Annotated in this window: 13 protein-coding genes; 8 read left to right on the top strand and 5 right to left on the bottom strand. The window is 59.1% G+C overall.

Going from position 1 to position 15,042, the window contains the following annotated elements; genetic code table 11:
* Window positions 1-127: 127 nt before the first annotated feature.
* Complete coding sequence (locus tag ACIQU2_RS02500; RefSeq protein WP_347805912.1) at window positions 128-748, top strand: TetR/AcrR family transcriptional regulator; 621 nt, start codon at window positions 128-130, stop codon at window positions 746-748.
* Between the two features lie 107 nt (window positions 749-855).
* Here ACIQU2_RS02500 and preA read toward each other — a convergent pair whose 3' ends face one another.
* The 3 genes from preA to hydA form a co-directional block, all read right to left on the bottom strand.
* Entirely contained in the window at window positions 856-2,130 is a 1,275-nt protein-coding gene (gene preA, locus ACIQU2_RS02505; RefSeq protein ID WP_403138262.1) for an NAD-dependent dihydropyrimidine dehydrogenase subunit PreA, read from the bottom strand.
* Window positions 2,131-3,498, bottom strand: a complete 1,368-nt coding sequence (locus ACIQU2_RS02510; RefSeq protein WP_403138265.1) for an NAD(P)-dependent oxidoreductase — start codon at window positions 3,496-3,498, stop codon at window positions 2,131-2,133.
* Between the two features lie 170 nt (window positions 3,499-3,668).
* Window positions 3,669-5,108, bottom strand: a complete 1,440-nt coding sequence (gene hydA, locus ACIQU2_RS02515; RefSeq protein ID WP_403138268.1) for a dihydropyrimidinase — start codon at window positions 5,106-5,108, stop codon at window positions 3,669-3,671.
* 552 nt (window positions 5,109-5,660) lie between these two features.
* Between hydA and ACIQU2_RS02520 the strand changes: the two genes are divergently transcribed.
* The 4 genes from ACIQU2_RS02520 to sigJ all read left to right on the top strand — a co-directional run bounded on the left by ACIQU2_RS02520 (window position 5,661) and on the right by sigJ (window position 10,086).
* The gene (locus ACIQU2_RS02520) at window positions 5,661-7,145 is read left to right on the top strand and encodes an NCS1 family nucleobase:cation symporter-1 (RefSeq protein WP_403138271.1); all 1,485 of its coding nucleotides are present in this window, start codon (window positions 5,661-5,663) and stop codon (window positions 7,143-7,145) included.
* Window positions 7,146-7,311: 166 nt separating this feature from the next.
* Complete coding sequence (locus tag ACIQU2_RS02525; protein ID WP_347805916.1) at window positions 7,312-8,595, top strand: Zn-dependent hydrolase; 1,284 nt, start codon at window positions 7,312-7,314, stop codon at window positions 8,593-8,595.
* 159 nt (window positions 8,596-8,754) lie between these two features.
* Entirely contained in the window at window positions 8,755-9,189 is a 435-nt protein-coding gene (locus ACIQU2_RS02530) for a carboxymuconolactone decarboxylase family protein (RefSeq protein ID WP_403138274.1), read from the top strand.
* Between the two features lie 3 nt (window positions 9,190-9,192).
* Window positions 9,193-10,086: an RNA polymerase sigma factor SigJ gene (gene sigJ, locus ACIQU2_RS02535; RefSeq protein WP_403138277.1), complete on the top strand. Its 894-nt coding sequence runs from the start codon at window positions 9,193-9,195 to the stop codon at window positions 10,084-10,086.
* 118 nt (window positions 10,087-10,204) lie between these two features.
* On the opposite strand, the gene ACIQU2_RS02540 is transcribed toward sigJ, so the two are convergent.
* A complete protein-coding gene (locus ACIQU2_RS02540) occupies window positions 10,205-10,663 on the bottom strand; it encodes an REP-associated tyrosine transposase (RefSeq protein ID WP_347806459.1) in 459 nt (152 codons plus the stop codon).
* 262 nt (window positions 10,664-10,925) lie between these two features.
* Here ACIQU2_RS02540 and ACIQU2_RS02545 point away from each other — a divergent pair, with 262 nt between their 5' ends.
* A complete protein-coding gene (locus tag ACIQU2_RS02545; protein WP_403138280.1) occupies window positions 10,926-12,422 on the top strand; it encodes a PAS domain S-box protein in 1,497 nt (498 codons plus the stop codon).
* A gap of 129 nt (window positions 12,423-12,551) precedes the next feature.
* On the top strand, window positions 12,552-12,800 hold the full coding sequence (locus ACIQU2_RS02550) for a DUF1652 domain-containing protein (protein ID WP_347806461.1): 249 nt from the start codon (window positions 12,552-12,554) through the stop codon (window positions 12,798-12,800).
* A 415-nt stretch (window positions 12,801-13,215) separates the two neighbouring features.
* On the opposite strand, the gene ACIQU2_RS02555 is transcribed toward ACIQU2_RS02550, so the two are convergent.
* Window positions 13,216-14,331 carry a Gfo/Idh/MocA family protein gene (locus ACIQU2_RS02555; protein ID WP_403138284.1) on the bottom strand — a complete coding sequence of 372 codons (1,116 nt, stop codon included), beginning with the start codon at window positions 14,329-14,331 and terminating at the stop codon, window positions 13,216-13,218.
* Window positions 14,332-14,614: 283 nt separating this feature from the next.
* Between ACIQU2_RS02555 and ACIQU2_RS02560 the strand changes: the two genes are divergently transcribed.
* Window positions 14,615-15,042: transposase (locus tag ACIQU2_RS02560; RefSeq protein ID WP_403138318.1), on the top strand; the 428-nt coding region annotated here is incomplete at its 3' end.

Here is a 15,042-nt window from a genome sequence, read left to right on the forward strand (position 1 = left end):
TGAGGCGGGTTCGAAAAGGCGGTCAGTTTACCTGCGAGAAGCTGGGTGTACGAAGTTTCGTTTTCCCTTGTCGCCGCGAGGTAGAGCGGATGCTAGTCTTGACCAACGCTGTTGTCAGGGAGCCCTCATGGGCAATCACAAGATCGAGATTCGTCGCAGTAACGTCGAGAAAATTCTGTTGGGGGCCGAAAAGGTTTTCGCCGAAAAAGGTTTCGGCGGCACCGCCATGGCCGACATCGCCGCCGAAGTGCAACTGCCGCGTTCCAACCTGCATTACTACTTCAGCACCAAGGGCGAGTTGTACAGCGCCGTGCTGCTGGGTTTGCTGGACGTGTGGAAACAGGACGCCCTGTGCTTCGAGATGTTCGACGACCCGCGCGTGGTGCTCAGCAGCTACATCCGCGCCAAGATGAACCACTCCCGCAGCCGGCCTTACGGCTCCAAGGTATGGGCCAACGAAATCATCCATGGTGCGCCGACTCTGGGTGAGAAACTGGACGTCAGTCTGTACGACTGGGCCAAGATGAAAGAAGCGAAAATTCGCCAGTGGGTGGATGACAAACGCATCCTGCCGGTGGAACCTTCGAGCCTGCTGTACATGATCTGGGCGTCGACCCAGCACTACGCCGACTTTGATCATCAGGTGAATATTCTGAATGACCACCAGCCGTTGTCGGACATGCAGTTTGAGCGGGCGGTGCAGACGGTGACGAGTGTGATCTTGCGGGGAATCGGGTTGGAGCCGTGAATCAAAAGATCGCAGCCTCGTTTCACTCGACAGCTCCTACGAGGGATTGTGTAACCCTGTAGGAGCTGTCGAGTGAAACGAGGCTGCGATCCCTTGATCTTCAACGATCAAACAGCGACGTGGTAAGGATTGCGCGGATCATGATTCCAATCCAGAAACGGCTTCCCGTTCTCCATCGGCACCATCTCAATACAATCCTGCACCGGGCACGTGATCTGACACAGATTGCACCCCACGCACTCATCATCAATCACTTCATATTTATGCGTCCCGTCCGCCTGCTTCAGGCTGGCAACTGCCTGGTGCGAAGTGTCTTCGCAAGCGATATGGCAACGACCGCAACCAATGCAGGCCTCCTGGTCAATCCTGGCAATCACTTGATAGTTAATGTCCAGGTACTTCCAGTCCGTGGTGTTGCCCACCGCACGCCCGGAAAACTCTGACACGCTGGCGTAGCCCTGACTGTCCATCCAGCGCGATAAACCGTCCTTCATCTCCTCGACAATCCGGAAACCATGCAGCATCGCCGCCGTGCACACCTGCACCGAGCCGCTGCCCAGCGCAATAAACTCCGCGGCGTCGCGCCAGCTGCCGATGCCGCCAATGCCAGAGATCGGCAGGCCTTGCGTCAGTGGATCGCGAGCGATTTCAGCGACCATATTCAGGGCAATCGGCTTCACCGCCGAACCGCAATAACCACCATGAGTGCTTTGGCTGCCCACGGCGGGATTGGCGACCATGCGCTCCAGGTTGACGCTGGTGATCGAGTTGATCGTGTTGATCAACGACACCGCATCGGCACCGCCGCGATGGGCCGCGCGGGCGGCGACGCGAATGTCGGTGATATTCGGCGTGAGTTTGACGATCACCGGCAGCGAGCAGTACGTCTTGCACCAACGGGTGACCTGCTCGACATACTCCGGCACCTGGCCGACTGCCGCGCCCATGCCGCGCTCCGGCATCCCATGCGGGCAACCGAAGTTCAGTTCGATGCCGTCGGCGCCGGTGGCTTCCACCAGCGGCAAGATGAATTTCCAGGATTCTTCGACGCAGGGCACCATCAGCGACACGATCAGCGCGCGGTCCGGCCAGTCCTTTTTGACCTGAGTGATTTCCCTCAGGTTGATCTCCAGTGAGCGATCAGTGATCAGCTCGATGTTGTTGAAACCCACTACTTCGCGGTTGGCACCGAAGTGCGCTGAGTAACGCGACGACACGTTGACCGCCGCCGGGTCTTCACCCAGGGTTTTCCAGACCACGCCACCCCAGCCGGCCTCGAAGGCGCGGACCACGTTGTAGGCCTTGTCGGTCGGTGGCGCGGAGGCCAGCCAGAACGGATTGGGGGCTTTGATGCCGGCGAAGACAATCGAGAGATCGGCCATTTACGCAGCCTCCACGTTGAGCATGAGTTGGGCGTTGATGGCCTCGGCGGCCCGTTTGCCGTGCTGCACGGCCTGTACGGTGAGGTCCTGATCGAGGCTGGTGCAGTCGCCGCCGGCGTACACGCCGGGGATGCTGGTGCGCAGGTTTTCGTCCACTTGAATTCGCTCGCCCTGGCGCTTGAGTTCACGGGCCAGTGGATCGGCGAGGGCACTGGCGTCGAAGGCCTGGCCGATGGCTTTGAAGATCGCATCGGCGGCCAGTTCGAAGGTGTCGCCGGTGGTTTGCAGGCGACCGTCTACCAAGTGGGTGCGGGCGAAGCGCATGCCGCGCACGTTGCCTTGATCATTGAGTAGCACTTCTTCAGGTTGTGCCCAGGTCAGCAGCCGCACCTGATTGGCTTTGGCGATGTCCTGTTCGTGCCCGGTGGCACCCATTTCCTCAACGCCGCGGCGGTACACCAGATTCACGTCGCGTGCCCCGAGGCGAGCCATTTGCACGGCCATGTCGATGGCAGTGTTGCCGGCGCCCAAAACGATACAACGGTCAGCGAGGGGGAGTTGGGTCAGGTCATCGGCCTGACGCAGTTCGCGGATGTAATCGGTGGCGGCCAGCAGGCCGGGTGCATCTTCATGAGCAAGCCCCAGCTGTTTGCTGGCGGCCAGACCGAGGCCGAGGAACACCGCATCGAATTGCTGATGCAGCTCGCTTAAGGTCAGGTTCTCTCCAAGTTTTTGCCCGTGGCGGATTTCGATCCCGCCGATTTCCAATAGGAATTCAAGCTCCTTCTGCGCGTAGTCGTCCACCAGTTTGTACTTGGCGATCCCGTATTCGTTGAGGCCGCCAGCCTTTTCCCGTGCCTCGAAAATCACCACGTCATGACCGTGCATGGCACTGCGGTGAGCGCAGGACAAGCCGGCCGGACCGGCGCCGACCACGGCGATGCGCTTGCCGGTTGATGCCGCACGCGTGAAGGGGTGTTCGCTGAAGTGTGCGTTGTCGACAGCGTAACGCTGCAACAGGCCGATCAGCACCGGTGCGCATTCATGGTCGTTGTTGCGCACGCAGGCTTGCTGGCAAAGAACCTCCGTCGGGCACACCCGGGCGCAACTGCCACCGAGGATGTTCGCCGAGAGGATTTTCTGCGCGGCGCCCTGGACGTTTTCCTGGTGGATGTTGCGGATGAATGACGGAATGTCGATCTCGCTCGGACAGGCATTCACGCAGGGCGCGTCGTAGCAGTACAGGCAACGCGAGGCTTCCAGATGGGCCTGACGGTCGTTGAGCGGCGGTGCCAGATCGGTGAAATGGCCGGCGAGGGCGGCCGCATTCTCGTGCGGATGCGGGAGGTGGTTCAGGGTCTTGATCACGGTGTTGGCCTCACGGTTATTGAGGTACTGCCTCTGATGGGCATTGGTTTTTGTGTTGCCTGGGCAGACGCCTTCGCGAGCAAGTCGAATCGTCGCACCGCCGCTCCCACATTTGAAATGCATTCCCCTGTGGGAGCGTGGCTTGCCCGCGATGGCCGAAGGCCTCGATCTCAGCGTTTCACGGCAACAGGCCTGTTCAACTCAGCCCGCTTGCTCAGCAAATCAAACACCGCCGGATACGCCGGACGCTCGACATACCGCCCGGCACCACGCTCGGCGCGCAAATCACCATCGGCCCATACCACCCGGCCCTGGCTGACGGTGTGGCTCGGTACACCGCGCACGGTCTTGCCTTCGAAGATGTTGAAGTCCACTTGCTGATGGTGAGTTTTCGCCGAAATCGTCCGCGTACCTTCCGGATCCCACAGCACCAGATCCGCGTCCGCACCGACGCGAATCGCCCCTTTGCGCGGGTAGAGGTTGAAGATTTTCGCGGTATTGGTGGAGGTGAGTGCAACGAAGTGCTGCATCGACAAACGCCCGGTGTTCACCCCTTCATCCCAGAGCACCGCCATGCGGTCTTCGATACCGGCCGTGCCATTGGGGATCTTGCTGAAATCGTCACGGCCAGCCGCTTTTTGTTCGGCACAGAAGCAGCAATGATCGGTGGCGGTGGTGTGCAGGTTGCCCGATTGCAGGCCGTGCCAAAGTGCTTCTTGATGGCCGCGCGGACGGAAGGGCGGGCTCATCACGTAACCGGCGGCGGTCTGCCAGTCCGGGTGTTGATAGACGCTGTCATCCAACAGCAGATGCCCGGCCAGGACCTCGCCGTAGACTTGTTGGCCCTTGCTGCGGGCGTAGGTGATTTCGTCGAGGGCTTCCTTGGTCGAGACATGCACCAGGTACAGCGGCGTGCCTAGGGTTTCGGCGATGCGGATCGCCCGACTGGCCGCTTCACCTTCCACTTGCGAAGGGCGCGACAACGGATGCGCTTCCGGGCCGGTCATGCCCTGGGCCATCAACTTGCGTTGCAGGTGATAGACCAGCTCACCGTTTTCCGCATGCACGGTCGGCACCGCGCCCAATTCCAGGCAGCGCTCGAAACTCGCCACCAGCGTGTCGTCGGCGGCCATGATCGCGTTCTTGTAGGCCATGAAGTGCTTGAAGCTGTTGACCCCGTGCTGGCTGACCAGCTCAGCCATTTCCTCGCGGACTTGTTCGCTCCACCAAGTGATCGCGACGTGGAAACCGTAATCCGACGCCGATTTCTCGGCCCAGCCGCGCCACTGATGAAAGGCTTCCATCAAGGATTGCTGCGGATTGGGAATCACAAAGTCGATGATCGACGTCGTGCCACCGGCAAGCCCCGCTGCGGTACCACTGAAAAAGTCTTCACTGGCCACGGTGCCCATGAAGGGCAGCTGCATGTGGGTGTGCGGATCGATGCCGCCGGGCATCAGGTATTGGCCGCTGCCGTCGAGCACTTCGGCACCCGCCGGAACATCAAGATTTTCGCCGATGGCTTTGATCACGCCGTCGGCGCAATAGACGTCGGCGCGATAACTTTCATCATGGGTAATAACGGTGGCGCCACGGATCAGCAGAGACATTTCCGAGTTCCTCGCAGGCAATGACCGACTTGTGCCGGTTCTAAATGTTTTATATGAAGCCGACGCAAACAGGTGTATTCCTGTCAGCGCTGTCAGGAATAAACGCTAGTCTGAGTTTAAGGATTGAGCAAGAATATTTTTTATAAGCTTATAACTTTATTAAGTTATTGATAAATAACGTTTAAAACTGAAAATCACCAAAATGGTGAGGCCTCTCACCATTTTGACGCACTTGACAGGTTCCAAAAATAGACGAGATTTCTTATGTGGAATCAGCCGCTTGAGGATGGTCTATGGTTGATGCGCGACGTTGAAAAAAAGTGGTATGCACCAGATTGAGTCCTGACTGTTCGGACAACTTGCCTGGCATTCGGCCTGAGTGAACAAGCAAGTAACCGGTGACTCATCGGCTATATAAATAAAACTGATCAACATCAGTTGGTTACAAAGTTTTTATGGAACTGCCCGATGCGCAAACGGGGTGCCCGGCACGTTTATTGATGCCGCCAGCCCCTGATGAGCAACAATAATCAAAAGAACAGTGGAGCGGCCATGCAACAGATCAGATCGCAAGTGACCGAGCGCAACGGCTTGTTTGAGCTCGAAGCCGGCAGTGACGTCCTCGACAGCCCCCGTTACAACCACGACATGGCACCGACCAAGGTGCGCGAACGAACCTGGAACAAATGGCACATCACCGCGTTGTGGGTCGGCATGGCGATCTGCGTGCCGACCTACACCCTCGGCGGCGTGCTCACCGCGCATTTCGGCCTGAGCGTCGGCGAAGCGCTGCTGGCGATTCTGTTCGCCAACATCATCGTACTGATCCCGTTGACCCTGAACGCCTTTCCCGGCACCAAGTACGGCATTCCGTTTCCGGTGTTGTTGCGTTCGTCCTTCGGCATCCTCGGCTCCAACATTCCGTGCCTGATCCGAGCGCTGGTGGCGTGTGGCTGGTTCGGCATTCAGACGATGTTCGGCGGGCTGGCCATTCACCTGTTTCTCGGCTCGGTGTTCGAGGATTGGAAAGCCCTTGGCGGTACCGGTGAGGTGATCGGGTTCATGGTGTTCTGGGCCTTGAACCTGTGGGTGGTGATTCGTGGCGCGGACTCGATCAAATGGCTGGAAACCCTCTCGGCACCGTTGTTGGTGCTGGTGGGCGCGGGGCTGCTGATGTGGGCGATGCCGAACGTATCGATGAGCGAATTGATGGCGATCCCGGCCAAGCGTCCGGAAGGGGCCAGCGTGGTCAGTTATTTTGCCGCCGGGCTGACCGCCATGGTCGGATTCTGGGCCACCTTGTCCCTGAACATTCCGGATTTCAGCCGCTACGCGAAAAGCCAGAAGGATCAGATCGTCGGGCAGATTATCGGCTTGCCCCTGACCATGTTTCTGTTCGCCTCCCTCGGCGTGGTGATGACCGCCGCCTCGGTAAAACTGGTGGGCGTCACCGTCTCCGATCCGGTCACCCTGATCGGCCATATCCAGAGCCCGGTCTGGGTCGCACTGGCCATGGCGCTGATCATCATCGCCACGCTGTCGACCAACACCGCGGCCAACATCGTTTCGCCGACCAACGATTTCCAGAACGTCGCGCCCAAGTTCATCAACCGCACCAAAGCGGTGTTGCTCACCGGCCTGGTCGGTTTGGCGCTGATGGCCCATGAGCTATTGAAAAAGCTCGGTTTGATCGTCTCGGATTTAAGCCTGGAGACGGTGTATTCCAACTGGTTGCTGGGCTATTCGAGCCTGTTGGGCCCGATTGCCGGGATCATGGTGGTGGACTATTTCCTGATCAAGAAACAGCAACTGGACCTGGCCGGACTTTACCGCGACGACGTTTATCCAGCGTGGAACTGGTTCGGGTTTATTGCGTTTGGTGTGCCGGTGGCGCTGACGCTGCTGTCGCTCGGCAGCGATGCATTCAGCTGGTTCTACGACTATGGCTGGTTCACCGGATCGGCACTGGGCGGACTGATTTATTACGGGTTGTGTTCGATGCGGTCCAGCCCGTCAATCGCGAAATCTGCGGTGTGATTGATGGCCTCATCGTCGGATCGCCGCCCGGACCAAGCTCGGCTCCCACAAGGGATCTTCAGCGTTCACAAAACCCTGTGGGAGCCGAGCCTGCTCGCGATGACGGCCTCAATTTCACCGATGCATTGCCTGAAGAAACCTATAGCAACTGCCTGAGGAGATCATCATGAACGCTGCCGTAGACGTTCTGCAGTCCACCCATCAGCACATCAACCGCGACCGCTTGTGGCAGTCGCTCATGGACCTGGCCAAGCTCGGCGCCACGGTCAAGGGCGGCGTCTGTCGCTTGGCCCTGACCGACCTCGACCGTAAGGCCCGGGACATTTTCGTCAACTGGTGTGAGGAGGCCGGTTGCACCGTCAGCATCGATGCCGTCGGCAACATCTTCGCCCGCCGCCCCGGCCGCAACCCGAACCTGCCACCGGTGATGACCGGCAGCCACATCGACACCCAACCCACCGGCGGCAAGTTCGACGGCTGCTTCGGCGTACTGGCCGGTGTCGAAGTGCTGCGCACCCTCAATGACCTGGGCGTGGAAACCGAAGCACCGCTGGAGGTCGTGGTCTGGACCAACGAAGAAGGCTCACGCTTCGCTCCGTGCATGATGGGCTCCGGCGTATTCGCAGAAAAATTCACCCTTGAAGAAACCCTGGCCAAGGTCGATGCCGAGGGCGTCACGGTCGGCGAAGCGTTGAACGCCATCGGCTACGCCGGCCCTCGCGAGGTCAGCGGCCATGCCGTCGGCGCCTATTTCGAGGCCCATATCGAACAAGGCCCGATCCTCGAAGACGAACGCAAAACCATCGGCGTGGTGATGGGCGCTCTCGGGCAGAAATGGTTCGACCTGAAACTGCGCGGCGTCGAAGCCCACGCCGGCCCGACGCCAATGCACCTGCGCAAGGATGCTCTGGTCGGCGCATCAGTGATCGTCGGTGCGGTCAACCGCGCTGCCCTCGGTCATCAACCGCACGCCTGCGGCACCGTTGGCTGCCTGCAAGCCTATCCCGGCTCACGCAACGTCATCCCCGGCGAAGTGCGCATGACCCTGGACTTCCGGCATCTGGAACCGGCGCGCCTGGACTCGATGATCGCCGAAGTCCGCGAAGTCATCGAAACCACCTGCGAAGAACACGGCCTGACCTTCGAACTCACGCCCACCGCCGATTTCCCGCCGCTGTACTTCGACAAGGGTTGCGTCGAAGCGGTACGCAGCGCCGCCCAAGGCTTGGGCCTGTCGCACATGGACATCGTCAGCGGAGCGGGGCACGACGCAATCTTCCTCGCGGAACTCGGCCCGGCCGGGATGATCTTCGTACCGTGCGAAGGCGGCATCAGCCACAACGAAATCGAAAACGCCGCGCCGGATGACCTGGCGGCCGGGTGTGCGGTGTTGTTGCGGGCGATGCTGGCGGCTTCGGCGGCGATTGCCAGTGGTCAATTGGCGGCTTGAAGACCAAAAGATCGCAGGCTGCGCCAGATCCTACATGGGAATGCGTGCCCCTGTAGGAGCTGGCGCAGCCTGCGATCTTTTGATGTTGCTCTTCATGTGTCACAAACCATGGTGCTGGATCGTCATCCTGTTGAATCCTTCAAACAGTGGAGCAACACGATGTCGTCCAACACCCAACCGGTCAACTTACTGCAATCGATTCCTCAGGTGTTCGAGAGCCTGACCCAGGTCCACGTCACCCTCGACAGCCACGACCTGGCCCCGACCCTCAAACACCTGCTGCACCTGCGAGCGTCGCAGATCAACCAATGCGGTTTCTGCGTGAAGATGCACACCCGCGAGGCCCGTGAAGCCAATGAAACCAACGAGCGGCTGGATCGCCTGATCGTCTGGCGTCACGTCAGCGATTTCACTGCCGCTGAACGTGCGGCCCTGGCCTGGACCGAAGCCCTCACCGTACTCGATGAAAAGACCGACTACGCCAGCCTGCGCGGTGACTTGCGCGAGCACTTCAACGACGCGCAAATCGGTGCCTTGACGGCCGAGATCGGCATGATCAACCTGTGGAACCGTTTGCAGGTGTCGAGGCACTGATTGATGAACTCCGCTGAAAACGCCGCCGCTGTGTTCGAGCAGCGCCGGCCCTTTTTGCAAGGCCTTGCTTATCGCATCCTCGGCTCCCGCGCCGAAGCCGAGGATGTCGTGCAAGAGCTGTTCATCAAATGGCTGGAGGCCGACCGCGCCGCCATTGCTACGCCGGCCGCCTGGCTGACCACGGCTTGCACCCGGCACTGCATCGATCTGCTGCGCTCGGCTCACAAGTCGCGGGTTGATTACGTCGGCACCTGGCTGCCGGAACCGATTCACACCACCCATCAGGATTCACCCGAACACAGGCATGAACTGGCCTCGTCGCTGTCCACCGCGTTCCTGTTGCTGCTGGAACGGCTAACCCCCAAGGAGCGTGCGGCGTACCTGCTCTACGAAATTTTCGACATGGATTACGCGCAAGTCGCTGACGCGGTCGGGGTTCAAGAGGCTGCGTGCCGCAAACTGGTGTCCCGGGCCAAGGCCAGCCTCGGCAGCGGACAAACGCGCTTTCAACCGGAACCGGCGCGTCAGGACCAATTGCTCAGCGCTTTCCATAGCGCCATCGCCAGTGGCTCGACCAACTCTCTGATGGCGATGCTGAGCGAAGACGTCGAACTCTGCGCCGACAGCGGCGGCAAGGCCTCGGCGATCCGCGAAACGTTGTCCGGCATTTCCAGCGTGCTGGATTTCATTGGCCAGTCGTTGCACGTCTATTGGCAGACTTGCGAATGGCTGCCCAGCGAAATCAATGGGGCGCAAGGTGTGATCATCAAGGCGGACGGGGTCATCACTGCGTCGATGACGTTTGGGTTCGACGAAGCGGGGCGGGTGAGCCGGATTTTTATCATGCGCAATCCGCAGAAGTTGGCGGGGTTGGATGCATCGTTGCAAGTGCAATAGTCAAAAGATCGCAGCCTTCGGCAGCTCCTACAGGGGCTTGCTTACACCTGCAAATTCCATGGATGTACGCAATCAATGTAGGAGCTGCCGAAGGCTGCGATCTTTTGATCTTGACCTTTCAAAGCCAAATGGCATCCCACAGTGGGTAATCGCCAATCCGCTTGACCAGTCCCGCACGCAACGGATTCATGACGATGTAACGTGCTGCATCCTTGATGTCTTCATCACGACGCAAAGCGTGATCGTAATACCCCCGTTGCCATAGTCTGCCTTGACCCTGACGGACGACATTGATCGAACGGCTACTTCTGGATTTGATTCGACACATCAGCTCGGCCAACGTGCCGTGCTTCAGTTCCATCAACCAATGCAGGTGATCCGGCATCACCACCCAGGCCATTGAGGTCACTAGCGACGCTTCATCGGCACAACGCAGTTGATCGACCAGAAGCCGTCCCAGTCGCCAATCTGCGAACACCGGCTCTCTCTGATGAGCAACAGCGGTCAGCAGATAAATACGACCGGATTCCGAAAATCGAGCTTTGTGAAGACGACATCCATTTGCAGCGACAGGCATTCCTTGCCCTCCTTGAAATGTGTTGGCAAACGAACGTTAGCTGATGGTGTTTCTGTCGTTGGCCAAAGTATTTTCGTAATATTTCAAGTGCGCCGAAAAGATCGCAGCCTGCGACAGCTCCTACAGAGGGTTGCGTACACCTGCAAATTCCACGGATGTACGCGATCAATGTACCCCGGCATATCTGCACGATCATGGATGCCCGCGGTCGTAATCTTCACAGGGCGGCGCGTGAATGCGCCGCCGTACGCGTGGAGATCCAATGAGCCAGGACGTCCTGACCACCGAAACCAATCGCCGTCAGTTGCAGCAGATCATCGCCGGCCTGTCCGATGGGGTGATTCTGCTGGAGCTCGACCAGACCCTTCTCTGGGCCAATGACGCCGCGTTGGCCATGCACGGCGTCGGGCAACTCAGCGAACTGGGGGCGAATGCCAGGGAGTACGCCAAGCGCTTCGCCTTGCGTTATCGCAATAATCATCCGGTTCAGGCCGACAATTATCCGATCAGCCGCGTCGCCCGAGGCGAGACCTTCAGTGATGTGTTGGTTGAGGTAACGCCTGCGGACGACGACGAGCGCACCTGGGTCCACAGCGTGCGCAGCATGGTATTGGCCGACAGCGCTGGCGAGCCGGAGTCGCTGGTGTTGATCATGAACGATGTCACGGAGTGGGCCAGCGCCGAACAGCGTTTCGAAAAAACCTTCAATGCCAACCCGGCCCCGGCGGTGATCTGTCGCCTGAGCGATTTGCGCTACATCAAAGTCAACCCGGGCTTCCTGGAGATGACCGGCCATGCCCGTGATCAGGTGATCGGCCGTTCGACCTATGAACTGGATGTGCTGGAGGGCGCCGAAAACAAAGACCTGGCCAAGCAGCGTTTGCGCGAAGGGGCGACCATTCCGCAAATGCAGGCGCAGCTGCAGTTACCCGAAGGTGGCAGCAAACAGGTGATCGTCGCCGGCCAGCCCCTTGAGCTGAACGACGAAGCCTGCATGCTGTTTTCCTTTGTGGATATCGAGCCTCGGCATAAGGCCGAAGTCGCCCTGCGCCAGAGCGAGGAACGTTTCACCAAGGCTTTTCGACTGACCCCGGTGCCGATCCTGGTGTGCAATGCCATCGATCAGGTGGTGATGGACGTCAATGAAGCCTTCCTCGATACGCTCGCGTATCCCAGTGAAGAAGTGCTCGGCAAGACTATCGCAGAGATCGACTTCATCCATGACAAGGGCGCACGTACACGGCTTTTCGCAACCCTGGAGAAAACCGGAAGCCTGGATCGCATCGATGTCAGCCTCCGTAAGAAAGACACCGGACTGATCGATTGTGCGGTCTCGGCCGACACCGTGAACATTCAGGACAGTCCCTGCTACCTGCTGGTGTTTATGGACATCACCGAACGTAAACGCACGGAACTGGAGTTGGTGTCAGCGATTGAAGAGGTGATGAAAGACGCCTCCTGGTTCAGCCGCACGCTCATCGAGAAACTCGCTAACGTGAAAAACGTTAACTCGCCGCAGTTGCCTAGCGTGTCTTTCACCGACCTGACTGCCCGCGAGCGCGATGTGCTTGGCCTGATCTGCGAAGGCCTGGCCGACAAGGAAATCGCCGCGCGGCTGAAGCTCGCGCCGAACACGGTGCGCAACCATGTCTCGACGGTGTATTCCAAGCTCGACGTTCACAGCCGTAGTGAGGCGATTGTCTGGGCTCGCGAGCGCGGTTTGTTCTCCAGCGAGTGGCGGCCCAAGGCCCAGCGTTAGGTGCAAATGCACTACTCGAGCAGGTGCAAATTCATGTTTTGGCCGAGTGCGGCAGTTCTTAGGCTGTAAGGGTGCGATACAGGTCTTCGGGTATCGCGTCCCTTTTAGAACAGCGACAGGAACCGCGGGATGATTTATGTGGCGCAATTGCGTATGCAACTGGAGCGGAGTTTTTCGCCGTTGGCCTGCGAATGCAGTGTTACGGGTGATCATTCAATGACGGCGAAGCTCTATCATCCGGTGTCGGGGCAGGTGGATCTGGTGGTCACTGGGTTGAGCGTGGCCAACCTCAAAACCCCGGAGGCGGTGGCAGCGTTGATCGAAGAGCTGCGTTATGAACTTGAGAGCAACACGTTGCGTCGTCGCGAGACGTCCTAGGAACTGTCGGGTTTTGCCGGCGGTCGTATAAAGAATACGAGAGTATTTTTTCTGTGACCGGTCCGCGGGTTCGCGGTGAGGCAGTTGGGTCGCGGAAATATGTCGATCACTTACCGCGGGTCAACCTATGAAAAGTCTTGGGAAACGCATTTTTGCAACACTGTCGTTCGCACTCTGGATAGCGATTCTGGGTGGTTGTGCGAGTCCTCCACCGCCACCTCCCGCCGCGCCGCCTCCACCCCCTGTGCGCACCTGCCAGACCACTGAAAACACCGATGTGCAAGGCGATATGAGGGTTGAGGGGCAGGTAACCCGGGAAACCACGCTCACTCGTTGCGTCACTCAGTAAGCATCCATCGGCTCACGTTGAACCGCCAGCGGCACTGTGCTGCTGGCGGGTATCCGCGCGTTTCGCTCAGACTTCCTCGATTCTGACCCAACGCGATTCCCGCGCTGCCAACCGGATCGCCGTCGCCAGGCGTTCGACTTCCCACGCCTGCTCGAAATCGGTTCCACCCTGAGATAAGCCTGCCAGCGCCATCACCAGATCATGGACTTCCAGTGTCTTGAGTTCGTTGTAGCCGAGCTGATGCCCTGCCGCCGGACTGAACGCCGCATAACCCGGCAGATTCGGCCCTGCCAGCAAGCGCTGGAAACCGTCCTGACCGGCACGAAACAGACGCAGTTCATTCAGGCGTTCCTGATCAAACATCAAAGTCCCTCGGGTGCCGCTGATTTCGAAACTCAGGTGATTCTTGTAGCCGTGCTTGAGCCAACTGCTGCTGAACGTGCCCCGGGCGCCATTCGCAAACCGCAACAAGGCGTGGACCTGATCGTCGACGGCGATACTGCGTTGTTCCGGGCTGCCAGCCGTGGCGGGACGTTGCCGGTGCACGGTCTGGGTGTCGGCGCTCACTGCCTCGACATCGCCCACCAGATAGCGGGCCATGGCCAACAAGTGACTGCCCAGATCGGCCAGTGCGCCACCGGCATGATCGGCATCGCAACGCCACGACCAAGGTGCCGCGGGATTGGCCATGAAGTCTTCGCTGAATTCACCCTGGAAACTGATGATCTGACCCAAGTCGCCGTTTTCAATGAGCTGCCGGGCGAGCCCGATCATCGGGTTGTGCTGATAGTTGTAACCCACCCGCGTCACCACACCCGCCGCTTTCGCCGCTAGACGCATGGCCTCGGCCTGTTCCAGATTCACCGCCAACGGCTTCTCGCAATACACCGGTTTGCCGGCGGCGAGGGCGGCCATGGCCATGGGGTAGTGCAGGTGATTGGGCGTGGTGATGGCGATCAGATTGACCTTGGGGTCATCGATCAGTTGCTGCCAGTCGCTATGAGCGGTGTCGAAACCCCAGGCATCGGCGCAGTGGCGGGCACGCTGCAGATCGGCATCGGCCAGGGCGGCGAGTTTGAGCTTGAGGGGCAGTTCAAAAACCGCACTGACGTTGCGAAACGCCAAGGCATGGGCGCGGCCCATGAAACCTGTGCCGATGAGTCCGATACCGAGTTCGCGCATAGCCGGGGTCCTTTTGGAATTATATTTTCAGGAGGGGCTATTAATGGAATAAAAATTTATTATTTGCAAATGGTGGAATTAAAATTCTTTCGCGTGGGCAAAAAAAGAAGGCAGCCCTAAGGCCAATGCCAGTCAGTTAAGCCGTAACACGATCTGTAATTGGATGGACTCGCCCAAGCCGAGGCGTCAATGCGCCACGGTGGCAGTCTAATCAGCCAACGACAGCGAGGGCGAGTCCATGAAAAAGCATACTTCGATTGATCAATCCCTGTCTTCTTCCGATTTGTCGGCCTGCACAACTGTGGCGGTCGATCTGGCCAAGCAGGTCTTTCAGGTCGCCGGTGAAGACGTCCTCGGCCAGGTGCACTACGAGCAACGGATCAAGTCGCGCGAGGCGTTTTATGAGTTTCTCCGCCAGTTGCCGCCTCATGTCGTGGTTCTGATGGAGACCGGTCCGGGTGCTCAAGCCTGGGCCCGGCAGTTGCAAGAGCAAGGCAATCTGGCGCGGATTCTTCCAGCCGGTTTGGTGGCCACCCATCGCAGCGGGCCTAAAAATGATCGCAACGATGCGCTGGCGATTCTGCGGGCTGGTCGCGATGAAAAAATCTACGCAGTACCGGTCAAAAGCGTTGCGGCGCTGGCAATGCAGGCGTTGCATCGCGCCCGCCAAGGCTATGTGCGTCGACGCACGGCGGTGAGTAATCAGATGCG

Origin of the sequence: Pseudomonas sp. NPDC098740 (assembly GCF_044760065.1) — a bacterium.
In the GTDB taxonomy this organism is placed as follows: Bacteria; Pseudomonadota; Gammaproteobacteria; order Pseudomonadales; family Pseudomonadaceae; genus Aquipseudomonas; species Aquipseudomonas rossensis.